The 21,907-nt window shown below is 72.5% G+C and carries 18 protein-coding genes; 13 read left to right on the forward strand and 5 right to left on the reverse strand.

What is annotated here, in order from left to right:
* From JD276_RS05345 to JD276_RS05355, 3 genes are read left to right on the forward strand one after another with little or no spacing between them, the layout of a single operon-like run.
* On the forward strand, positions 1-1,515 hold the full coding sequence (locus tag JD276_RS05345) for an FGGY family carbohydrate kinase (protein WP_200114588.1): 1,515 nt from the start codon (positions 1-3) through the stop codon (positions 1,513-1,515).
* Positions 1,502-2,308 carry a DeoR/GlpR family DNA-binding transcription regulator gene (locus tag JD276_RS16305; RefSeq protein ID WP_200114590.1) on the forward strand — a complete coding sequence of 269 codons (807 nt, stop codon included), beginning with the start codon at positions 1,502-1,504 and terminating at the stop codon, positions 2,306-2,308. The genes JD276_RS05345 and JD276_RS16305 overlap by 14 nt, the downstream gene beginning before the upstream one ends.
* A gap of 26 nt (positions 2,309-2,334) precedes the next feature.
* A complete protein-coding gene (locus JD276_RS05355; protein WP_200114592.1) occupies positions 2,335-3,405 on the forward strand; it encodes a 1-phosphofructokinase family hexose kinase in 1,071 nt (356 codons plus the stop codon).
* 25 nt (positions 3,406-3,430) lie between these two features.
* On the opposite strand, the gene JD276_RS05360 is transcribed toward JD276_RS05355, so the two are convergent.
* Positions 3,431-4,783, reverse strand: a complete 1,353-nt coding sequence (locus JD276_RS05360; protein ID WP_200114595.1) for an aminotransferase class III-fold pyridoxal phosphate-dependent enzyme — start codon at positions 4,781-4,783, stop codon at positions 3,431-3,433.
* A gap of 102 nt (positions 4,784-4,885) precedes the next feature.
* Here JD276_RS05360 and metG point away from each other — a divergent pair, with 102 nt between their 5' ends.
* From metG to JD276_RS05390, 6 genes are all read left to right on the forward strand, one after another.
* On the forward strand, positions 4,886-6,502 hold the full coding sequence (gene metG, locus JD276_RS05365; RefSeq protein WP_200114599.1) for a methionine--tRNA ligase: 1,617 nt from the start codon (positions 4,886-4,888) through the stop codon (positions 6,500-6,502).
* On the forward strand, positions 6,499-7,425 hold the full coding sequence (locus tag JD276_RS05370; RefSeq protein WP_200114600.1) for a TatD family hydrolase: 927 nt from the start codon (positions 6,499-6,501) through the stop codon (positions 7,423-7,425). The genes metG and JD276_RS05370 overlap by 4 nt, the downstream gene beginning before the upstream one ends.
* Positions 7,422-8,303 carry a 16S rRNA (adenine(1518)-N(6)/adenine(1519)-N(6))-dimethyltransferase RsmA gene (rsmA, locus tag JD276_RS05375; protein WP_200114601.1) on the forward strand — a complete coding sequence of 294 codons (882 nt, stop codon included), beginning with the start codon at positions 7,422-7,424 and terminating at the stop codon, positions 8,301-8,303. Before JD276_RS05370 ends, rsmA begins: the two co-directional genes overlap by 4 nt.
* Before the next feature lie 65 nt (positions 8,304-8,368).
* Positions 8,369-9,304, forward strand: coding sequence for a 4-(cytidine 5'-diphospho)-2-C-methyl-D-erythritol kinase (locus tag JD276_RS05380; RefSeq protein WP_200114604.1), 936 nt, complete (start codon positions 8,369-8,371; stop codon positions 9,302-9,304).
* Between the two features lie 113 nt (positions 9,305-9,417).
* On the forward strand, positions 9,418-10,095 hold the full coding sequence (locus tag JD276_RS05385; RefSeq protein ID WP_200114605.1) for a hypothetical protein: 678 nt from the start codon (positions 9,418-9,420) through the stop codon (positions 10,093-10,095).
* Positions 10,071-10,319, forward strand: a complete 249-nt coding sequence (locus tag JD276_RS05390; protein WP_200114606.1) for a hypothetical protein — start codon at positions 10,071-10,073, stop codon at positions 10,317-10,319. The genes JD276_RS05385 and JD276_RS05390 overlap by 25 nt, the downstream gene beginning before the upstream one ends.
* A 97-nt stretch (positions 10,320-10,416) precedes the next feature.
* Here JD276_RS05390 and JD276_RS05395 read toward each other — a convergent pair whose 3' ends face one another.
* Positions 10,417-12,087 carry an HNH endonuclease signature motif containing protein gene (locus JD276_RS05395; protein WP_200114609.1) on the reverse strand — a complete coding sequence of 557 codons (1,671 nt, stop codon included), beginning with the start codon at positions 12,085-12,087 and terminating at the stop codon, positions 10,417-10,419.
* Between the two features lie 291 nt (positions 12,088-12,378).
* On the opposite strand from JD276_RS05395, the gene JD276_RS05400 reads away from it, so the two are divergent.
* The 4 genes from JD276_RS05400 (at position 12,379) to JD276_RS05415 (ending at position 16,393) form a co-directional block, all read left to right on the forward strand.
* On the forward strand, positions 12,379-13,062 hold the full coding sequence (locus JD276_RS05400; protein WP_200114611.1) for a DsbA family oxidoreductase: 684 nt from the start codon (positions 12,379-12,381) through the stop codon (positions 13,060-13,062).
* A 135-nt stretch (positions 13,063-13,197) separates the two neighbouring features.
* Positions 13,198-13,413 carry a hypothetical protein gene (locus tag JD276_RS05405; RefSeq protein WP_200114612.1) on the forward strand — a complete coding sequence of 72 codons (216 nt, stop codon included), beginning with the start codon at positions 13,198-13,200 and terminating at the stop codon, positions 13,411-13,413.
* Positions 13,414-13,602: 189 nt separating this feature from the next.
* A complete protein-coding gene (locus tag JD276_RS05410; RefSeq protein ID WP_200114613.1) occupies positions 13,603-15,480 on the forward strand; it encodes an ABC-F family ATP-binding cassette domain-containing protein in 1,878 nt (625 codons plus the stop codon).
* A gap of 238 nt (positions 15,481-15,718) precedes the next feature.
* Complete coding sequence (locus JD276_RS05415) at positions 15,719-16,393, forward strand: Pr6Pr family membrane protein (protein WP_307866469.1); 675 nt, start codon at positions 15,719-15,721, stop codon at positions 16,391-16,393.
* 29 nt (positions 16,394-16,422) lie between these two features.
* On the opposite strand, the gene JD276_RS05420 is transcribed toward JD276_RS05415, so the two are convergent.
* From JD276_RS05420 to glgA, 3 genes are read right to left on the reverse strand one after another with little or no spacing between them, the layout of a single operon-like run.
* Entirely contained in the window at positions 16,423-18,183 is a 1,761-nt protein-coding gene (locus JD276_RS05420) for a glycoside hydrolase family 13 protein (protein WP_200114616.1), read from the reverse strand.
* A 14-nt stretch (positions 18,184-18,197) separates the two neighbouring features.
* The gene (gene glgX, locus JD276_RS05425) at positions 18,198-20,396 is read right to left on the reverse strand and encodes a glycogen debranching protein GlgX (protein ID WP_200114620.1); all 2,199 of its coding nucleotides are present in this window, start codon (positions 20,394-20,396) and stop codon (positions 18,198-18,200) included.
* Positions 20,393-21,859, reverse strand: a complete 1,467-nt coding sequence (glgA, locus tag JD276_RS05430; protein WP_200114623.1) for a glycogen synthase GlgA — start codon at positions 21,857-21,859, stop codon at positions 20,393-20,395. Before glgA ends, glgX begins: the two co-directional genes overlap by 4 nt.
* Positions 21,860-21,907: the final 48 nt, after the last annotated feature.

Here is a 21,907-nt window from a genome sequence, read left to right on the forward strand (position 1 = left end):
ATGAGCTCCGCACCCCTCCTCCTCGGAATCGACGTCGGGCAGACCGCCGTGAAGGCGGTGGTGCACGACGCGTCCTTGCGGCCGATCTCGGTCGGCCGCAAGGACAGCCCCATCGAGCGGCCGGCGCCGAACCACGTCGAGCGCAGCCAGGACGGGCTCTGGGCGGCCGTGACCGGAGCCGTCGCATCGGCCCTGGCCGACCCGGCCGTCGACACGGGCAGGATCGGGGCCGTCTGCATCAGCGGCCACGGCGACGGCCTCCACCTCGTCGACGCCGCGGGTGCCGCGGTGGGCCCCGCCATCACCGCCATGGACGAGCGCGCGGCCGCGGAGGCCGCCGAGATATCGGCGGATCCCGAGCGGGTCCGCGTCATCCTGGAGGTCTCCGGGCAGGCCGCGGGGGCAGCCTCGCCCGGCACCCTGCTGCTGTGGACGAGGCGGCACCACCCCGAGCGGATCGACCGGGCGCGCGCCATGGTGTTCTGCAAGGACGTCGCGCGCATCCGCCTGACCGGCGAGACTGCGGAGGACATCTGCACCGACTACTCCGACGCGACCGCGTCGTTCCTCGACACGGGGGCCGCGGCGTGGAGCTCGGAGGTGCTCGAGGCGTACGGCGCGGGAGGGCTGGAACCGCTGCTGCCGCGTCTGCGATCCAGCGCCGACCCCGTGGGCCGCGTCTCGCGGGCCGCAGCGGAGGAGACCGGCATCCCCGAGGGCACGCCCGTGCTCGCCGGCCTGCACGACGTGCAGGCCAGCTCGATCGGCATGGCGGCCCTCGAGCCCGGGCGCCTCGCGTGCGTCGCGGGTTCCTTCAACACGAACGGCGTCACCACGCGCCGCCCCGACATCGATCCCCGCTGGCAGTCGCGGCTCTCCGTGACGCCCGATCTCAGGATCGCGATGTCGACCTCGTCGACGGCGTCCCCGACGCTCGACTGGCTGCTGCGCCTGCTCGGCGCCACCGGCTCGGACGCGCGCGACGCCCTCTTCGCCCGGGCCGCCGCGCTCGACCTCGACACCGAGATCCCCGCCGTGCTGCCCTTCTTCGCCGGCTCGCCGCCCGGCCTCGACGCGTCGGGCACGCTCTCGGGCCTGCGGGGCTGGCACGGCCCCGAGCACCTGCTGCGCGGCGTGCTGGAGGGCATCGCGCTGATGCACCACTGGCACGTCTCCGCGCTCGCCGAGGCGTTCGAGTTCGAGGGGCCCGTCGCGCTCGGCGGCGGCCTGTCGCGCTCCCCCTACTACGCGGGGCTCGCGGCGAACGCGCTCGGTCGACCGGTGCGCGTGGCGATGGAGGACGAGGCCGGCGCCTTCGGTGCGGCGGCGCTCGGGGCCGTCCATCTCGGCCTCTTCGAGGATCTCGCCTCGGCGCAGGAGCGGGCCCGCCTCGGCGACCCGATCCTGCCCGACCCCGCGGCGCGGGGCTACTGGGACGACGCGCGCGCCGCCTTCGACTCGCTGCAGCGCGCGGTCTCGCCCTGGTGGAAGGAACGAGCCGGTGGCGGGAACTGACGACACCGCCGTCCCGGCGGCCCCGTCGCGGTCCGAGGGGCCGAAGCAGCGGAGGAGCCTCGTCACGGAGCTCCTCGGCGCGCACGGCCGGGTCGAGGTCTCGGACCTCGCGGCCCGGCTCGGAGTCGCGGAGGAGACGATCCGACGCGACCTGCGGCTCATGGAGGCCGAGGGGCAGCTCGCCCGCACCCGCGGCGGGGCCGTGAGCGTGCAGCTCGCCACCTCTCTCACGCAGGAGGGCGGCCGCGCGGACGCCGCCGACCTCCCGCTCATCGACCGCGTCCTCTCGCTGCTGCCGAGCGAGGGCTCCGTGTACCTCGACGGGGGCACCGTCGCGGAGCAGATCGCCGAGAAGCTCCCCGAGGACGCGGAGCTCGACCTGATCGTGCCCGGTCTCGACGTCGCGATGGTCGCGAGCATGCACCCCTCGGTCGCGGTGCTCTCGCTGGGGGGTCAGATAGATCCCGAGACGGGCATGCAGACGGGGGAGTGGGCGCGGCGGACGCTGCTGCGGACGCAGCCCGACCTCGCCGTCATCGTCGCGGGCGAGCTCGGCCACGGCCTCGAGCTCGTGGCCCGCCCCGAGACGGCGGCGATCCGCAGGCTCGCGCTGCGGCGCGCGAAGCGATCCCTGCTGGTGCTGCGCGACTCCGACGAGGTCGGGCGGCGCGGCTTCGTGGTCTACGCCACGCTGCCCGAGTTCGAGACCGTCGTCGTCGAGGAGGAGGCCTTCCGCGAACGGCGCGGGATCCTGGAACCGATGGAGAACGTCGTCGTGGTGGGAGCGGAATGAACGCCAGAGCTGAAGGAGGCCCGACGGTGCGTACCGGCGGAATAGTGACGGTGACCGCGGCGGCCGCGGTCGACCGCACCTACACGATCGACGCCTACGTCTCGGGCGGCGTGAACCGCGCCCGTTCGGTGCATCGGGAGCTCAGCGGCAAGGGCGTGAACGTCGCGCTCGCCGTCGGGCAGACCGATGTGCCGGTGCTCGCGGTGGTGCCGCTCGGCCGGCGGGAGCTGCTCGGGGTGGAGGGCGACGCGGTGCTGCGCCCCGTGCCCATCGGGAGAGACATCCGGGTGAACGTCTCGGTCGTCGAGGACGACGGCACGACGACGAAGATCAACGAGGGGCCGACGCCGCTCGCGGAGGACGAGTGGCGCGCGCTCGTGGACGCGAGCCTGCGCGCCGTCGCCGAGCTGGACGGCGGCTGGCTCGTGCTCTGCGGCACCCTGCCGCGGGTCATCGAGACGGGTGAGCTCGTGCCCTTCGAGGAGCTGCTCGACGGCGCCGCGGCGCTGGGGGTGCGCCTCGCCGTCGACACGAGCGGCGAGGCGCTGCACCGGGTGCTGCGGTACCCGGGGCGCGTCCACGCGATCAAGCCCAACACGCACGAGCTCGCCGAGGCGGTCGGGCGCGAGCTCGACACCGTCGGCGACGTGGTCGCGGCCGCCCAGGAGCTGCGGACGGGCGGATCCGGATCCGGCGGCATCGAGACGGTCTACGTCAGCATGGGCGCCGACGGGGCGCTCGTGGTGGGCGAGGAGGGGTACTTCCTCGGCAGCGCCGTCGCGCCGGCCGTCGTGAACACCGTCGGGGCCGGAGACGCCTCGCTCGCGGGCTTCCTCGTCAGCCGGGCGCGCACGGAAGCGCGGCAGGCCGAGGGGAGCGCCGGGGTCGACGCGAGTGCGGCGGCTCACGCGAGCGCCGGGGCCGACATGAGCGACGCGGCCCACGCGAACGCCGACGCCGCCCGCACCGCCGCGGCCTGGGGCGCGCTCGCGGTGTCGCAGACCACCACGGTGCTCGCGGATCCCGGCGGCGCACCGGAGGCCCGGGTCACGGTGCCGGACCCCTCCACACCGCTCACGGAACCCGGCCGCCCCTGAGGCGCGGGGCGGCCGGGCCTCGCGTCTAGCCCAGTTCGGCGCCGATCGCCTCGTCGATCACCGCGACGACGTCGGCGATCAGCTCGTCGCTCATCTTCAGCGACGGCAGGAACCGGATCACGTTGGAGTAGATGCCGGCGCTCAGCAGCAGCACGCCCTGCTGCGCAGCGCGGTCGATCACCTTCGCCACGATCTCGGTGTCGTGCTCCAGGGTGCCGGGCTTCACGAACTCGACGGCCTGCATGGCGCCGATGCCGCGCACGTCGACGATGTTGTCGGCGTACTTCGACTGCAGGTCGCGCAGGGCCCCGCCGAAGGTGTCGCCGATGCGCTTCGCCTCGGCGAGCAGGTCGGTCTGCTCGATCTGCTCGAACACGGCGGTCGCCGCGGCGCAGGAGACGGGGTTGCCGCCGAAGGTGCCGCCGAGGCCGCCAGGCTGCGACTTGTCCATGATCTCGGCGCGACCCGTGATACCCGCGAGCGGCAGGCCGCCCGCGATGCCCTTCGCCGAGAGCACGATGTCGGGGACGACGCCGAACTGCTCGATCGAGAACACGGTGCCGGTGCGGGCCATGCCGGCCTGCACCTCGTCGGCGATGAAGACGATGCCGTTGGCGCGGCACCATTCCGCGAGCGCGGGCAGGTAGCCGTCGGCCGGCACGATGAAGCCGCCCTCGCCCTGGATCGGCTCGACCACGAGGCACGCGAGATCCTCGGCGCCGGCCACCTTCTCGAGGTAGGCGATCGTGCGCTTCGCGGCGTCGGGGCCGCTCAGACCGTCGCGCGCCGGGTACGAGTTCGGGGCCTTGTAGATGTCGCCCGCGCGGGGGCCGTAGCCGGCGGCGTAGGGTGCGCCCTTGAAGTTCATGCTGCTCGTCAGCATCGTGCGGCCGTGATAGGCGTGCTCGAGCACCGCGACGCCGGGCCGGCCGGTGTGCTTGCGGGCGATCTTCACGCCGTTCTCGACGGCCTCGGCGCCCGAGTTCATGAGCAGCGTCTTGTAGGGCTGCTCGGCGGTCGACCCCGGCACGTGCTTCGCGAGGAACTCGGCTACGCGCACGTACGGCTCGTACGGCGTCATCGTGAAGAGGGTGTGCGTGACCTTCCCCAGCTGCTCGGCCGCAGCCGCCACGACGGCGTCGTCGGTGTGCCCGATCGTGGTGACGCCGATGCCTCCGCAGACGTCGACGATCTGGTTGCCGTCGACGTCGACGAGCACGGAGTCGTGGGCGCGCTCGATGTAGACCGGGAGCACGCTGTGGACGCCCGGCGGCACGACGGCCTGGCGGCGGGCGTGCAGCTCGCGGGAACGAGGGCCGGGGATCTCGGTGACGACGCGGCGCTCCTGGGTGATGGCGGTGGGGGTGTCTTCGCTCATACACCGAATCCTACTCCGGGCGCGGCGACCCCCGCAGAGCGTGCCGGATCGCGGCCCGTAACGCGGCCGAGCCCGTCGGCGGTTCCCAATACAATGGAACCCATGGCCAAGCCCTCCTCGTTCTTCATCACCACGCCGATCTTCTACGTGAACGACGCCCCGCACATCGGGCACGCGTACACGGAGGTCGCCGCCGACGTGCTCGCGCGCTGGCACCGGCAGGCGGGAGACGACACCTGGTTCCTCACCGGCACCGACGAGCACGGCCAGAAGATCCTGCGCACGGCGACCGCGAACGGCGCGACCCCGCAGGAGTGGGCCGACCGTCTGGTCGAGCAGGAGTGGAAGCCGCTGCTCGACACGATCGACATCTCCAACGACGACTTCATCCGCACCACGGACGAGCGGCACGAGTCGGGCGTCGCCCGCTTCCTGCAGCGCCTCTACGACGAGGGCCACATCTACGCGGGCGAGTTCGAGGCGCTCTACTGCGTGGGCTGCGAGGAGTTCAAGCCGAAGAGCGAGATCGTCGACGGCGAGGGCGCGTTCGAGGGGGAGAAGGTCTGCGCGATCCACTCCAAGCCGCTCGAGCTGCTGCAGGAGAAGAACTACTTCTTCAAGATGAGCGCGTTCCAGGAACGCCTGCTCTCCTTCTACGACGAGCACCCCGAGTTCATCCAGCCCGCCAGCGCCCGCAACGAGGTCATCGCCTTCGTGCAGCAGGGGCTCGAGGATCTCTCGATCTCGCGCACCTCCTTCGACTGGGGCGTGCCGATCCCGTGGGACGCCTCGCACGTCACCTACGTCTGGTTCGACGCCCTGCTGAACTACGTGACGGCGATCGGCTACGGCCAGGACGACGAGGAGTTCGCCCGCCGCTGGCCCGCGACCCACATCGTCGGCAAGGACATCCTGCGCTTCCACGCCGTGATCTGGCCCGCCATGCTCATGGCCGCCGGCATCGAGGCGCCGCGCCGCGTCTTCGCGCACGGCTGGCTGCTGGTCGGCGGCGAGAAGATGTCGAAGTCGAAGCTCACCGGCATCGCCCCGAACGAGATCACCGACACGTTCGGCTCCGACGCGTTCCGCTACTACTTCATGCGCGCCGTGTCGTTCGGCCACGACGGGTCCTTCAGCTGGGAGGATCTCTCGGCGCGCTACCAGGCCGAGCTCGCCAACGGCTTCGGCAACCTGGCCAGCCGGGTGCTCGCGATGAACAAGAAGTACTTCGGGGCGCGCGTGCCGGCCCCTTCCGTCGACGCGGGCGCCGAGGCCGACGCGGCGATTCGGGAGCTCGCGGCGTCCGTCGCGGGCCGTGCCGACGAGCGCATCGAGGCGCTCGCGGTGCACGAGGCGATCGCGGCCGTGTGGGAGCTCGTCGACGCCCTCAACGGCTACATCACCGAGCAGGAGCCGTGGGCGCTCGCGAAGGATCCCGCGCGGCGCGACCGGCTCGCCGCCGTGCTGTACACGGCCACCGAGGGGCTGCGCGTGCTCGCCGAGCTGCTCTCTCCCGTGATCCCGCAGGCGACCGCGAAGCTGTGGACGGCCCTCGGGGCCGAGGCCGCGCTGGGCGCGCTCTCCGAGCAGCCCATCCGCGAGGCCGGAGCCTGGGGGCGCCTGCCCGCGGGCACCGAGCAGCAGCCGCTCGCCGTGCTATTCCCGCGGATCGAGACCGACGGCGCGGACGCCAAGACCACCGGCGGGGCGGCGAAGTGACCGCTCCCGCGGGCGGCCTGCGCAGGCGCGCTTCGACGGGTTCGGGAGCCGGATCCCGCGACCTGACGCGGCCGGACGCCCCCGAGCCGCTGCCGGTGCCGGTCTACGACAATCACACGCACCTCGAGTTCGAGGACGGCGTCGACCAGCTCGATCCGCAGGATTCCCTCGAGCGCGCCGAGGCCGTCGGCGTGCGCGGGGTGGTGCAGGTCGGCACCGACCTCGAGACGAGCCGCTGGGGGGCCGCCCTCGCGGCGTCGGACCCGCGTGTGCTCGCGGCCGTCGCGCTGCACCCGAACGAGGCTCCGAAGCTCGCCGCCCGGGGTCTGCTGAGCGAGCACCTCTCCGAGATCGCCCGGCTCGCGGGGGAGCCGCGCGTGCGCGCGATCGGCGAGACCGGCCTCGACTTCTTCCGCACCGGCGAGGAGGGGCGGGCCGACCAGATCGAGTCGTTCGAGACGCACATCGAGATCGCGAAGGCGAACGGCAAGGCCTTGCAGATCCACGACCGCGATGCGCACGACGAGGTGGTGGCCACGCTGAGGCGGGTGGGCGCCCCCGAGCGCACCGTGTTCCACTGCTTCTCCGGCGACGCGGCGCTCGCCAGGATCTGCGCCGAGCACGGCTGGTACCTCTCGTTCTCGGGCACCATGACGTTCAAGAACGCCCCGGCGCTGCGGGAGGCCCTCGCGGTCGCGGCGCCCGACCGCGTCCTCGTGGAGACCGACGCCCCGTTCCTCACCCCCGAGCCGTTCCGCGGTCGTCCGAATGCCCCGTACCTGATGCCGCACACCGTGCGCCGCATGGCCGAGGTGCTGCGCGAGCCGCTCGACGAGCTCTGCGCGAGGCTCGCGGCCAACACCGAGTGGGTGTACGGCTCGTGGGATCCCGAGCCCGCCGTCGACGCCGGATCCCGCGCATGAGCACCGACAGCCGGGGTCTCCTCGGCCCCGTCGAGGTGCGCGAGCTGGCCGAGCGTCTCGACGTGACCCCGACGAAGAAGCTGGGGCAGAACTTCGTGATCGATCCGAACACCGTGCGCAAGATCGTGCGCCTGGCCGGAGTGCAGGCGGGCGATCACGTGATCGAGGTCGGCCCGGGGCTCGGGTCGCTGACGCTCGGCATCACCGAGGCCGGCGCCGACGTGACCGCGGTCGAGATCGACCACAGGCTCGCCGCCGAGCTGCCGCGCACCGCGGAGACGATGCAGCCCGGCATCTTCGCGGGGCCGGAACCGCGCCTGCGGGTCGTCCGCAGCGACGCGCTCGACATCACGGAGGCCGTGCTCGCCGACCTGCCGGCGAGGCCCGAGGTGCTCGTCGCCAACCTGCCCTACAACGTCTCGGTGCCGATCCTGATGCACCTGCTCGAACTGATCCCCGAGCTGCGGGCCGGTCTCGTGATGGTGCAGGCCGAGGTCGGATACCGCATCGCCGCATCGCCGGGCTCGAAGGAGTACGGTGCGCCCAGCGCGAAGGCGGCGTGGTACGGCGGGTGGCGGATCGCGGGAACCGTGAGCCGCCGCATCTTCTGGCCGGTGCCGGGCGTCGACTCGGTGCTCGTCGCGTACGAGCGCCGCGCCGAGCCGAGGGGCACGGAGGAGGAGCGGCGCCTCGTGTTCGAGCTCGTGAACGCGGCCTTCGCCCAGCGGAGGAAGATGCTGCGACAGGCGCTGCAGCCCGTGCTCGGGCCGCTCGACCGGGTCGTCGAGGTGATGACCGCGGCCGGCGTCGACCCGACGCTCCGCGCCGAGCAGCTGCGCATCGACGACTATCTGGCCATCGGCCGCGCGACCGGGTAGAGTGCCGGTACCGAGCCCGACAACCGCTGAAGAATTCCCCTGATCGGATGCGCTAGCGTTGAGACATGGGGACGACGTTGCCAGGCTCGGTCACGGTGCGTGCGCCGGGGAAGATCAATGTGTTCTTCCGCGTGGGTGCACTGCAGGATGACGGCTACCACGACGTCGCCTCGCTCTACCAGGCTGTCTCCCTCTACGAGGAGGTCACCGCCGTCGCCGCCGACGACTTCTCGGTCCGCTTCACCGGGCCGATCGACTCGGGCGCGCTCCCGGTCGACGACTCCAACCTCGCGATGCGCGCCGCCCGCCTGCTCGCGGAGGAGACCGGGCACCGCGGAGGGGTGGCGCTCACGATCCTGAAGCGAGTGCCGATCGCGGGCGGCATGGGCGGCGGCTCGGCCGATGCGGCCGCGACGCTGCTCGCCTGCGACGAGCTCTGGGGCACGGGTCTCGGCAGGAACGGGCTGCTGCCGCTCGCCGCCCGGCTCGGGGCCGACGTGCCCTTCGCGCTCGAGGGCGGCACGGCCGTCGGAACCGGCCGGGGGGACGAGCTGAGCCCGGCCCTCGCGAAGGGCACCTTCCACTGGGTGCTCGCGCTCTCCGACGGCGGGCTCTCCACCCCCGTCGTCTACCGGGCCCTCGACCAGCACCGCGACGATCACGCCGGAGACCTCGGGCCGCAGCCCGACCTGGTGAAGGTCGACACGGCCGTGCTGCAGGCCGTGCGCATCGGCGACGCGGAATCGCTCGCCGAGGCCATGCACAACGATCTGCAGGCCGCAGCGCTCCGGCTCGCGCCGGATCTCACGAGGCTTCTCGAACTCGGGGAGTCGCGCGGCGCGCTCGCCGGCATCGTGTCGGGTTCCGGTCCGACCGTCGCCTTCCTCGTGGGCGACGCGCAGGAGGCCGCGGAGCTGCGCTCGGTGCTCGGCCGCGCGGGCGTGAGGTCGCTCACCGCCACCGGCCCCGTGCCCGGCGCGCGGATCCTCGACGCCGGCTGAGGCTGCGGCCGGCCGGCTGAGCCCGCGGTCGCTGCTTCCGACGGTCGCGACGGCAGCGGCGGCGCTGCTGCTCGCGGCGTGCGGGCCGGTGAACGCCGGCAGCGGCGGGGCTGGTGAGCACGGTCGAACCGCTCGGCCTCGACGAGGGGCTCACCGTGTCGGTGCACACCGAGGACGGTGCGGTGCAGTTGGAGGGCGCGCCCGGCCCCTGGCTCGCGCAGAGCGCGGAGGTGTGGGAGGGCGTCGGCAGGCAGATCGAGGTGAGCGGGATCCGGGCGACTCCCGAACTGGCGGAGCTGCGCGTCGCCGACGAGTTGCACGTTTCCGAGGCGACCGAGATCGCGGAGCCGATGCTCTCGGGCAGCGGGATGCGGCTCGCCGTGAGCAGCGGTCTCCTGCAGTTCGGCGAGGGAGCCGACGGCGCGGCCGCGAGGGATCTTCTCGCGAGCCTCGACGACGACACCGTCGCGCGCGTGCAGTCGAGCTGGGCGGGGGAGGGCGTGATCCACATCAGGACGGGGGCGCGGGACGACCTCCTCCCGATCGCGCGCGCGGTCGGGGAACTCCCCGAGGCGTCCGTCTTCGACACCATCGGGCTCTTCTCCGGTTCCTCCGCGGGGGCGGAGGAACCCCTGGACGGCGGCGTCGACTGGGGCGGAGCGGCCGGGGCGCGGCGTTCTCCGTGTACGCGCCGCCGACGGAGCTGCTCGAGCGCACCGCGGCCGGCGTGGCCGTCGCCGAGACCGCCCAGGTCGAGTCGGTGCAGATGGCCCGCGACCGGCTCGAGGTGACGGTGAGCGCCGCCGTCTCCCCGGGGGCGCTCTCCGACTTCGCCCCGACGCTCAAGGCCGCGGCCCGCGCGGGGGACTGGGTCTGCGTCGAGCCCGCCGGGCAGAGATCGCTCTGCGTCACCGCCGCGGACTCCCTCGGCGACGAGGAACTGCAGGATCACGAGCGCGAGGGCGGGCCGGCCTTCATCCACGCCTGGAACGCCGCGTCACCCCTCGGCGGGTGAGCCCGGCGGTTGCTCTGTTGTTCTGTTGTTCTGTTGTTCTGTTGCTCTGTTGTTCTGTTGTTCTGTTGCTCTGCTGCCCGGCCGGAATTCGCTACGTCTACGGCGACCATTCGTCCGTGCGCGGAGCGGGTCTGAACATGACGCGGCTCGGCGGCTTCTCGGTGTAGCTCCGCCCGGTGGGGCTCGACCACTCGAGCACTCCGCCGGCCTGCTGCTTCACCCGCCAGCCCGTGTGGTGCTTGAGCGTGTGGTGCCCCCGGCAGAGGTGGGCCAGATTCGCCGTCGAGGTCTCACCGCCGAGCGCGGCGTCGACGGTGTGGTCGAGGTCGCAGCGGGCGATCGGCGCTCGGCATCCGGGGAACCGGCAGTGCAGATCCCGGGCGCCGAGGAACCGCCGCATCTGCTCGGAGGCGCGATAGCGATCGACCGAGAGCACATCGCCCGTCAGCGGATGCACGGAGATCTCCTCCCAGTGCGGGGCACGAGCGGCGAGCCGCCGAGCGGAAGCCGCGTCGATGGGGCCGTAGCCGACCAGGTGCGGTGGATCGAACGGTTCCCCGACCGCGGTGCGGGCGGCGCTATCGTCGCCATGCCCATCGCGCTCGCCCCTGCGCTCGCCGCTGCTCTCGCCCCTGCTCTCGCCGGGTCCGGGCGGGAACAGGATCTCGGCCGGGAGCACGACCTGCACTCTCGCCTGAATAGCGCCGATTCTTCGGGGCGAAGGTCTTCGATCGGCTTCCCATTCGGCGCTCGAGGGAGCCGAGGAGGCGGGCGAACCACGGGACGCCGAGACACCGGCCGCGGGATCGGCCGGGAGCCCGGCGGGAGGATCCTCGTCCAGCGAGGGGATGTTCATCAGCGCGAGGTCGGCGAGCAGATCCGCCCGGATCTCGTCGAGCGTGCGGGGCGCTTCAGGAGCCTGTGCGGCACGGCCGTGCGGGGCATGGTCCGCGAAGACCGATGAGTTCCGCGGAACGGGCAGACTCTGCAAAGCGGCGCGGCTCCGCAGGGCGGCAGGGCCCTGCAAGGGTGCACGGCTCTGCAAAGCGGTGCGGCTCTGCGATGTGGCGCGATCCCGAGACGCCGCCGCGCGGGCATGCGAAACCTCTCGACCCAAGGCGGTGAGCCGGTGGTAGATCCCGTAGGCCTCCACCGCCGGGAGGTGGGCGACGAGGTCGGCCATGCCGTCCTCGCGGTCGATGATGAATACGCGACGAAGCCTGCTGGCGGCGGCGTGACGCTCGTCGAGGGAGGTCTCGGCGAAGCGTTCGGCCAGCCTGCGGGCGACGGGGTGCAGACGGTTGGGCGTCTCCTCGATGGCGACGGGGAGCACGGCCTCCTCATACCGCGCCCGCCTGATCACGCCGTCGGGCCCGTCGGAGGAACCGATCACCGCGCCCGCGTCGCAGATGACCGTCGTGTGTCGGTAGGACAGATCACCCGCGCGGAGCGCCTCGAAGACCCCGGCGTAGTGACGGGTGAGGGTGCGCGCGTGATCCAGGTGCTTCTCCGCCGTGCGTTCGCTCATGCGCAGAGCCGCGGCGACCTCGGCTCGTACGGCGCGGTAGGCGAGTTCGGCGCCGGATCCCGTCGGAACGCTGCTGTCGGCGCCGTCGCTCTCGGCGGAGGCGATGTCGAAGGCCTCTGCGAGTAGGGCCACCCGGTCGGCCTCGGCCTCGCGGATGCGGCGCTCGACCGATTCGAGCCTGGACACCACGGAGTCGAGCGCGAGGATGCTCGCGTTCGGGATCTCGTGCGGTGCGTTCATAGGGACAGTGTCGACCATGCCACTGACATCGGAGGGCCCGATACGCTCGGATTCGGGCGGATCTCGGAAGATTCTGGTCCAAAGATTCTTCGGAATGTTTGTCCTTCACGGATGTAGCTCCTGTGCCGAGAGTATGCATCTGTGGATAAGACGCGACAATCCACAGCAGCCATGGAACGGAGGCGCGGAACGGTGCCGCGGAACGGTGCCGCGGAACGGCAGCGCGAAACAGTGCCGCGAAACACACCCCACGGCGGGAATGGATCCCGAGCCGAGTGCGTTGCCCTGAAGGTGACTGAGAAGATCCGCGTCGACATCTGGTCGGACATCGCATGCCCCTGGTGCTACATCGGCAAGCACCGTTTCGAGCAGGGGGTCTCGGTCTTCGCCGAGCAGCATCCCGACGTCGAGATCGAGGTCGAGAGCCACAGCTACGAGCTCGCGCCCGACACCCCGGAAGGATTCTCGGGCGGAGAGGTCGACTTCCTCGTGAAGCACAAGGGGATGCCTCGCGAGCGGGTCGAGGAGATGCTCGCCGAGATGACCCGCCTCGGAGCCTCCGACGGCATCGGCTTCCGCTTCGACGCGCTCCGGCACGTGAACACCCGGCGCGCGCATCGGCTGCTCCACCTCGCGAAGGCCGAGGGCAGGCAGGCCGAGGTGCAGGAGCGCCTGTTCGCCGCCTACTTCGCGGAGGGTGAGGACCTGTCGGATCCCGAGACGCTCGCGGCGCTCGCCGCGGAGGCCGGGCTCGATCGTGAGGCCGCACGGGCGGCCCTCGACGACGAGTCGCTCGGTGACGCCGTGGACGCCGACATCACGCGGGCGCGCATGCTCGGCGTGAGCGGGGTGCCGTTCTTCCTGTTCGACCAGAAGTACGCCGTCCCCGGCGCGCAGCCCGCGGACACGTTCGCGGATGTGCTGGGACAGGTGCTTCAGCTCGCTCGCGGCGACGAGCGGCGGGATGCCCGGTAGGGGGCCTGTGGTCGGTGGCGCATGGCATGGTTGCTCGATGGAGCAGGACGCTCGGTAGAGCAGGACGCTCGATAGAGCAGGATGCCCGGTGGAACAGGGTGGTAGATTCCGGATGAGGACGGGGAGAGGACCCATATGAGTGAGAAGACGAGGATCGGCGCGGAGACTTCCGAGGCGAGCGTCGAGGATCGAGCCGAGGCGGGCGTCGGCGGCGAGCCGGCCGGGGAACCCGCCGAGGCCGGCTTCGCGGGGATCGCGTCCTTCGCGGATGCCGAGTCGCGCGAGATCCTGAACCTGCTGGGCGACGACGCGGGCGGATCCTGCTGCGGCGGGAGCTGCTGCAGCGCCTGACGCGCTCGGACGGGCCCGGCACCGCCTACCGGGCCGCGTCGGCCGTGCCCGGACGGCCGGACCGCGTCGGCCGGACCGTGTCGGCCGTGCCCGGACGGCCGGGCCGCGCCTGCCGTGCCGCAACTGCATGAGCGCGCCTGCGCGATCCCGCCCTGCCCGCTCAGGTGCGGCGGCTAGGCTTGAGGGGTTATGGCGCATCTTCTGGGGGCCGAGGCCCTGCACCTCGAGGTTCCGACCAAGGTCGTGTTCGACTCCGTGACGCTGGGCGTCGCCGAGGGCGACCGCATCGGCATCGTCGGCCGCAACGGCGACGGCAAGTCGAGCCTGCTCATGATGCTCGCGGGGCGTCGCGAGCCCGACGGCGGTCAGGTGACCGTGCGGGGCGGCACGACGATCGGCGTGCTGGATCAGGCCGACGTGTTCGACGAGGGCGAGACGGTGGGCCACGCGGTCGTCGGCGACCGGCCCGAGTACGAGTGGGCGGGGGATCCGCGCACCCGCGACGTGATCGCCGGGCTCGTCGGCGATCTCGCCTGGGACGCTCCCGTGGACGCGCTCTCCGGCGGCCAGCGACGACGCGTGGCGCTCGCGCGGCTGCTCGTGGGGGAGTGGGACGTCCTCGCGCTCGACGAGCCGACCAACCATCTGGACGTCGAGGCGATCGCCTGGCTCGCGGATCACCTGAAGCGGCGCTGGCCCGCGGGGCAGGGCGCCCTGCTCGTCGTGACGCACGACCGCTGGTTCCTCGACGAGGTCTGCACCGACACGTGGGAGGTGCACGACCGCATCGTCGAGCCCTTCGAGGGCGGCTACGCGGCGTACATCCTGCAGCGCGTCGAGCGCGACCGGCAGGCCGCGGCGATCGAGCAGAAGCGGCAGAACCTCGCCCGCAAGGAGCTGGCGTGGCTGCGCCGCGGCGCGCCCGCCCGCACCTCGAAGCCGAAGTTCCGGATCGACGCCGCGAACCAGCTCATCGCCGACGTGCCGGAGGTGCGCGACAAGGTGACGCTGCAGTCGATGGCGGTGCAGCGCCTCGGCAAGGAGGTCGTGAACCTCGTCGACGCCGGCGTGGCGTATCCGAGCCCCGAAACCGCCGGGAACGGTGAGCCCGAAGCGAAGACGATCCTCGAAGACGTGACGTGGCTGCTCGCCCCCGGTGAGCGAACGGGGATCCTGGGGGTGAATGGCGCGGGCAAATCGACGCTGCTCGGCCTCATCGCGGGCACGGTCGAGCCGACGAGCGGCCGGGTGAAGCGCGGCAAGACCGTGAAGGTCGCCACGCTCACGCAGCGCCTCGACGAGCTCGAGGAGCATCTGAACGAGCCCGTGCGCGTGGTCATTGGGCGGTTGCGCACGAGCTTCACGGTCGGCACCGGCTCGAAGGCGCAGGAGCTCACGCCCGGGCAGCTGCTCGAGCGCATGGGCTTCACGAGCGCGCAGCTGTCGACGCCGGTGAAGGATCTCTCGGGCGGCCAGAAGCGCCGCCTGCAGCTGCTGCTCATCCTGCTGGACCAGCCGAACGTGCTGATCCTCGATGAACCGACCAACGATCTCGACACCGACATGCTCGCGGCGATGGAGGATCTGCTCGACTCGTGGCCCGGCACGCTCATCGTGGTGTCGCACGACCGGTACTTCCTGGAGCGCGTGACGGATCAGCAGTACGCGATCCTGGATCGGCACCTGCGGCATCTGCCCGGGGGAGTGGACGAGTACCTGAAGCTGCGCGCGGCCGAGGATCGGGCGCGGGAGCGCGCGCAGGATGGGGCGCGGGAGCGCGGGGGAACCGCTCCCGGAACCGCCGGACGGCCCGAGAAGGTCGACCGTCCCCGGACGAACGTGCTGTCCGGCGCCGAGCTGCGCGCGGCAGAGAAAGAGCTCGCCTCGGTCGAGCGGAAGATGGAGCGGCTGCAGGCCGACGCGGCGAAGGCGCGCACCGGTCTCGCCGAGCTCGACCAGAGCGACTACGCGCTGCTGAACGCCGAGATGGTGAAGATCACCGCGATCGAGGACGAGGTCGCGGCGCTGGAGGATCGCTGGCTGGAACTCTCCGAGCAGCTCGGATAGCACCGGCGACCGGGGCCGGTCGCCGACCGCGCTGTGATCGCGGTCGGACCGCACTCGGGCGCGCTCGGATAAGCGCTGCGATCGCGATCAGGCCGGACAGATCGCCCTCAGGCCGTGGCCAGGTGCAGCGTCGTGAGACAGATCAGCGGGTCGGCGCGGCCGGGGCGGGAATCAGACGGGAGGGGGAAAGCGCGCACCCCTCGCCCGCCCTCTGCCGCAGTTTCGCTAGGATCGGCGTGTGCAGGGCGAGACGGATCTGAGAGTCGCGCGCCCGAAGCGATGGCTGGGACCGGCGCGGGTGCTCCTCGGCGTGGTCGTGCTCGGGATCCTCGTGCACGCCTACCTGCTCGAGGCCGCGGCCGGGAACCCGAGCCCCTTCGACTACTTCGGCTACTTCACGAACCTGACCAGCCTGCTCACCTGCGGGCTGCTGATCACATCGGGGGCGCTGCTCTGGATCGGTCGCACGGAGCGGCGTGATGCCGCGGATCGCCCGGTCCCGTCCTGGCTCGCGCCGGCGCGAGCCGCGGCGGCGACGTGCATGCTCGTCGTCGGCGTCGTCTACAGCGTGCTCGTCCCGGGCACCGGATCCGCGCCTCCGTGGGTGAGCGCTGCACTGCACCTCGTGTTCCCGCTGCTCGTGCTCCTCGACTGGCTGGTCCCCGACGGATCCCGGCCGCCGCGCTGGCGCGACCTCTGGATCGTGCTGCCGTACCCGCTGGCGTGGCTCACGGTCGTGCTGATCCGCGGGGTCACCGACGGGTGGGTTCCCTACGGGTTCCTGCTCCCCGAGCGCGGGATCGCGTCGCTCGTCCTGCACATCGCGGGCCTCCTCCTCGCGCTCCTCGCCGCCGCGCTGCTCGTCTGGGCGGGGGCCCGGATCCCGCCTCGTACCGCCCGGCGCGAGGCATGAGGCGTGACCCGCGAGAGTGCTGAGGATCCCTACCGGACGAGCCAGACCGCGCAGTCGACGGGGAGCAGGCGGGGATCGCCCGCGCCGGGTCCCGCACCCGCGCCGGATCCCGCGACCGCTCCGGATCCCGCGATCGACGGATCGCTCGCCACGAGCACCCGGGCGCCCTCGGGGATCGGCCACGCCCCCTCGCCGAGGTTGAGCACCACGCGCGTGCTCCCCGCAGGCGAGGCGATGTCGAACGCCACGATGTCGTCGCCGAGATCGACGAAGTCGAGCGATCCCGAGCCCAGACCGCGTTCGCGGCGAACGGCGAGCAGCTGCCGGTAGAGCTCCAGCGTCGACCAGGGGACGCCCGTCTGGCGGTCGACGGCCAACTCGCCGAAGATCTCGGGCTGCGGCAGCCAGGACTCGCCGGTCTCGCTGAAGCCGTACGCGGGCGCTCCGCCCTCCCACGGGATCGGCACGCGGCAGCCGTCGCGGCCGAGGCGCTCCCCGCCGGTGCGGTGGAAGGTCGGATCCTGCCGCACCGAGCCGTCGAGCTCGAGCACCTCGGGCAGCCCGAGCTCCTCGCCCTGGTACAGGTACGCGCTGCCGGGGAGCGCGAGCATCATGGTCGACGCCGCCCGCGCTCGCCGCAGCGCGACGGCGCGGTCGGGCGCCGGAACCGCCGGCCCGAGCTGGGAGGCGAAGTGCTCGGGCGCGAGGCCCAGCCGCGTGGCGTGCCGGATCACGTCGTGATTCGAGAGCACCCAGGTGGTGGGAGCCCCCATCGGATCGCTCGCCTCGTACGACTCCGCGATGGTGTCCCGCAGCGCGGCCGCCCGCCACGGCGCGTCGAGGAACGCGAAGTTGAACGCCTGATGGTGTTCCCCCGGCCGCACGTAGCGCGCGATGCGCGCGTAGGGCTCCACCCAGGCCTCGGCGACCATGGCGCGCTCGCCCGGATAGCCGTCGAGCACCTCGCGCCACGCGCGGTAGACGTCGTGCACGCCGTCCTGATCCCAGTAGGGCGTCGCCCCCGCCGACATCCCCTCACCGTGGTGCTCGCCGCGAGCGGCGTCGCCCGGCTCCTCGGCCCGCCGCCCCACCGTCTCCGCGTCGGGGAGCCCCGGCGCCTTGACGAGCCCGTGGGCGACGTCGACGCGGAACCCGTCGACGCCCCGGTCGAGCCAGAAGCGCAGGATATCGAGGAACGCCTCCCGCACGCGGGGGTTCTCCCAGTTGAGGTCGGGCTGCTTCGAGTCGAACAGGTGCAGGTACCACTGGCCGTCGGGCGTCTTCGACCAGGCCCGCCCGCCGAACACCGACTCCCAGTTGTTCGGGGGACGCTCCGGGTCCTCGGGATCCGGATCCCGGAAGACGTACCAGTCGCGCTCGGGCGAGCCGGGCGGCGCCGCGAGGGCGCGCCGGTACCACGGGTGCTCATCGCTCGTGTGATTCGGCACGAGGTCGACGAAGACGCGGATCCCGAGTCCGTGGGCCCGGCTCACGAGCTCGTCCGCGTCGTCGAGGGATCCGAACAGCGGGTCGACGCCGCAGTAGTCGGCGACGTCGTAGCCGGCGTCGGCCTGCGGCGAGGGGTAGAAGGGCGAGACCCACACGGCGTCGACGCCGAGGTCGCGCAGGTAGGGCAGTCGCGAGGTGATGCCGGGCAGATCGCCGATCCCGTCGCCGTCGGAGTCGGCGAACGAGCGCGGGTACACCTGGTAGATCACCGCGCTGCGCCACCACTCGTCGGTTACGGAGGCCGGGTGGAAGGGGGCGGGGGAGGTGGTGTGATCCGACATGACGTGACCGCCTTTCAGGGGGAGTGGGTGCGCGGGGAACCGTTCTCCGGGGAGTCGCTCTCCGAAGAGACGTTCACCGGGGAGTCGTTCTCCCGGAGGCCGGCACCCGGAGCGGGCGCGTCCGAGGCCTCGCGGGCGGCCGACATCACGACGACCGACTGGGCGAGCGCGGGGTAGGCGTCCGAGGCCGGGCCCTCCGCGTCGGGGCGGGCGCTGTCGGCCTCGACGCGCCAGCTCCGGCCGTCGCCCGGCTCGGGCAGGCGGATCTCGACGTCGCCCCCGACGTTCAGCACCACGAGCACGACGTCGTCCTGCATCTCGCCGATCGGGTCGCCGGCCGCGCCGCGCAGTTCGGCGGCTATCGTGCGGAACTCGGGATCGTGCCAGTCGTCGGGGGTCGGCTCCTCCCCGTCCGCGCGGCGCCACACGACGTCGCGGTGCCCGTCCTCCCGGACGCCGCCGTGCAGGAACGCCCGCTGGCGCAGCACGGGGAACCTGCGGCGCACGTCGATGAGCCGGCGCACGAAGCCCAGCAGCTCCGCGTCGGGCGACGACCAGTCGATCCACCCGGTCTCGTTGTCCTGGGCGTAGACGTTGTTGTTGCCGCCCTGACTGTTGCCGATCTCGTCGCCGGCCAGCAGCATCGGCACGCCCTGCGAGACGAGCAGCGTCGCCAGCATGCCGCGCACCCGCCGGGCGCGGGCCGACACGATCTGCTCGTCGTCGCTCGGCCCCTCCACCCCGAAGTTGTCGGAGTGGTTGTCGTCGTGGCCGTCGCGATTGCCCTCGAGGTTCGCCTCGTTGTGCTTCTCGGCGTACGACACGACGTCGGCCAGGGTGAAACCGTCGTGGGCCGTGACGAAGTTGACCGAGGCAGTCGTGCCGCGACCCGAGTGGTCGAAGCGGCCGGCGGATCCGAGCAGTGCGGAGGCGAGCCCCACCTGCCCGAGCGGATCGCCGCGCCACACCCGGCGCACGCCGTCCCGGAACCAGTCGTTCCACTCCGACCACGGGTGCGGGAAGTGCCCGAGCTGGTAGCCGCCGGGCCCCAGGTCCCAGGGCTCGGCGATGAGCTTGACCCCCGCGAGCACCGGATCCTGCCGCACCGCCTGGAAGAATGCGCCCGCCGCCTCGAAGCCCCGCTCCGTGCGCCCGACCGCCGTCGCGAGATCGAAGCGGAACCCGTCGACCCCGAAGTGCTGCACCCAGTGCCGAAGGCTGTCGAGCACGAGCCGCAGCACCATCGGCCGCTCCACGGCGAGCGTGTTGCCGGTGCCCGTGTCGTCGACGTAGTGCCGGCCCTCGTCGAGCAGCCGGTAGTAGCCGGTGTTGTGCAGACCGCGCAGGCTGAGCGTCGGTCCGCGTTCGTCGCCCTCGCCGGTGTGGTTGTAGACCACGTCGACGATCACCTCGATGCCCGCCTCGTGGAGGGTGTGCACGAGGCGCCGCAGCTCGGCGTCGGCGTCCCGGCCCGGCCCGGCGTAGCGGGGCTCGGCGGCGAACCAGGAGATCGGCTGGTAGCCCCAGTAGTTCGTGAGGCCCTTGCCGACGACGTACTCGTCGTCGAGGAACGCCTGCACCGGCAGCAGCTCCACCGCGTTCACGCCGAGCGCGGAGAGGTGACCGACGATGGCGGGGTCGGCCATGCCCGCGTAGGTGCCGCGGATCTCCTCGGGAACGTCCGGGTGCGCCGCCGAGATCCCCTTGACGTGGGCCTCGTAGACGACGAGGTCGGCGAGCGCGTGGCCGGGGCGATTGGCGGCGGGATCCGGTCCCGAGGCCGCGCCCGCGACGATGCCCTTCGGCACGACGGGGGCGCTGTCGCGGTGGTCCACGACGAGGTCGTCGGGGCCGGATGCGTAGCCCGACATGAGCGGGTCCCAGCGCAGGGGACCGTCGAGCGCGCGGGCGTACGGGTCGACGAGCAGCTTGGCCGGGTTGAAGCGCAGCCCGTCGGCCGGGCGATTCGGGCCCTCGGCGCGCAGTCCGTAGCGCGTGCCGGGCGCGACACCCGAGATGTGGGCGTGCCGGACGTCCCCGTCGCGATGGGGCAGCACGATGCGCTCCTCGGCGCCGTCCGCGTCGAAGAGGCACAGCATCACCCGCGAGGCCTCGGGGGCCCACACGGCGACGTTGATCCCGCGCTCATCCGCTGTGACGCCGAGGGGCCAGGGGCGGCCCGCCGCGGTGTCGCGCACCGTGGCACCCGTCATCGCACCAGCTCTGCGAACAGCTCGGCGTACCGCGTAGCCGACGTGCTCCAGTCGACCGGGGCGCGCATCGCCCGCGCCCGCAGGCGCAGCCACGCGTCGCGATCCGCGTAGAGGTCGACGGCGCGGCCGAGGGCGAAGCCGAGCCCGCCGGCGTCGATCGCCCCTCCCTGGGTCGGATCGCCGAAGGCGAAGCCCGTGGCCGAGCCGTCGGCGAGGCGCTCGGGCGTCGCGTCGGCGACGGTGTCGCGGAGCCCCCCGGTCGAGGCGACGACGGGCAGTGCCCCGTAGCGCAGGCCGTAGAGCTGCGTGAGCCCGCACGGCTCGAAGCGCGAGGGCACGAGGACGAGGTCGCCCCCCGCGTACATGCGGTGGCTGAGGGGCTCGTCGTACCCGAGCCGCAGCCCCACCGAGCGCGGGTACCGCGCCGCCAGCTCGCCCAGCCCGTACTCGTACCCCGCATCGCCCGATCCGAGCACGACCACGGCGCCCCCGGCCTCCACGAAGGCGGGCAGCGCCTCGAGCAGCAGATCGACCCCCTTCTGGTGCGTGAGGCGCGTGACGACCACCGCCAGCGGCCCGTTCGGTTCGTCGAGCCCGAACTCGGCCAGCAGCGCGCGCCGGTTCTCCGCCTTCGCCCCGGGGGCGGACGCCGAGAACGGGACGACGTGCGGATCCGTCGCGGGATCCCACACCGACGTGTCGATGCCGTTCAGGATCCCGACCATCTCGCCCCGATCCCGGCGGGAGGCGACGACGCCCTCGAGGCCGAAGCCGAACTCGGGAGTGGCGAGCTCCTCCGCGTAGGTCGGGCTGACGGTCGTCACCCTGGAGGCGTGGACCATGCCGGCCTTCAGGGTGCTGACGAGGCCGTGGTACTCGAGCGCCTCCGGGTGGAAGTCCCAGGTCGGCAGGCGCAGCCGGTCGAGCTGGTCCGGGCCGAAGACGCCCTGGAACGCGATGTTGTGGATCGTGAGGAGCGTCGGCACTTCGGAACCGGCGTACGCGAGGTACGACGGCACGAGCCCGGCCTGCCAGTCGTGCGCGTGGACGAGGTCGGGCCTCCACCGGTCGACCGTGCCGTGCATCGCGATCCGGGCGCCGACCCAGGAGAGCGCGGCGAACCGCACGTGGTTGTCGGGGTGGTCGTGCCCGTCGACGGTGTAGGGGCCGCCCGGCCGGTCGAACAGGTGCGGCGCGTCGAGCAGCAGGAGGTCGAGGCCGCGGTACGAGGCCGAGCGCACGGCGGCGGGGCCGCCGAAGAGGTCGTCGTCGCGCCAGACCCGCCGCGAACGGCCGACCTGCTCGAGCAGACCGCGGTAGGCGGGCATGAGGATCCGCGACCGCCACCCGAGCGGTGCCAGCGCCGCGGGCAGCGCACCCACCACGTCGGCCAGGCCGCCGGTCTTCAGCAGGGGTGCGCACTCCGATGCGACCGACAACACGCGACGCGGACGGCGTGCCATGGCGCTTCCTTCCTCTTTCTTCCTGTTCTGCGTCTCGAGACTATCGGT

Origin of the sequence: Leucobacter chromiisoli, assembly GCF_016522505.1 — a bacterium.
Taxonomy (GTDB): Bacteria; Actinomycetota; Actinomycetes; order Actinomycetales; family Microbacteriaceae; genus Leucobacter; species Leucobacter chromiisoli.

Bases quoted from the DNA above. Each gene is read 5' to 3' on its own strand.
- JD276_RS05345 (WP_200114588.1), top strand. From the start codon at position 1: ATGAGCTCCGCACCCCTCCTCCTCGGAATCGACGTCGGGCAGACCGCC.
- JD276_RS05360 (WP_200114595.1), bottom strand. From the start codon at position 4,783: ATGAGCGAAGACACCCCCACCGCCATCACCCAGGAGCGCCGCGTCGTC.
- metG (WP_200114599.1), top strand. From the start codon at position 4,886: ATGGCCAAGCCCTCCTCGTTCTTCATCACCACGCCGATCTTCTACGTG.
- rsmA (WP_200114601.1), top strand. From the start codon at position 7,422: ATGAGCACCGACAGCCGGGGTCTCCTCGGCCCCGTCGAGGTGCGCGAG.
- JD276_RS05380 (WP_200114604.1), top strand. From the start codon at position 8,369: ATGGGGACGACGTTGCCAGGCTCGGTCACGGTGCGTGCGCCGGGGAAG.
- JD276_RS05390 (WP_200114606.1), top strand. From the start codon at position 10,071: ATGGCCCGCGACCGGCTCGAGGTGACGGTGAGCGCCGCCGTCTCCCCG.
- JD276_RS05395 (WP_200114609.1), bottom strand. From the start codon at position 12,087: ATGAACGCACCGCACGAGATCCCGAACGCGAGCATCCTCGCGCTCGAC.
- JD276_RS05405 (WP_200114612.1), top strand. From the start codon at position 13,198: ATGAGTGAGAAGACGAGGATCGGCGCGGAGACTTCCGAGGCGAGCGTC.
- JD276_RS05410 (WP_200114613.1), top strand. From the start codon at position 13,603: ATGGCGCATCTTCTGGGGGCCGAGGCCCTGCACCTCGAGGTTCCGACC.
- JD276_RS05420 (WP_200114616.1), bottom strand. From the start codon at position 18,183: ATGTCGGATCACACCACCTCCCCCGCCCCCTTCCACCCGGCCTCCGTA.
- glgX (WP_200114620.1), bottom strand. From the start codon at position 20,396: ATGACGGGTGCCACGGTGCGCGACACCGCGGCGGGCCGCCCCTGGCCC.
- glgA (WP_200114623.1), bottom strand. From the start codon at position 21,859: ATGGCACGCCGTCCGCGTCGCGTGTTGTCGGTCGCATCGGAGTGCGCA.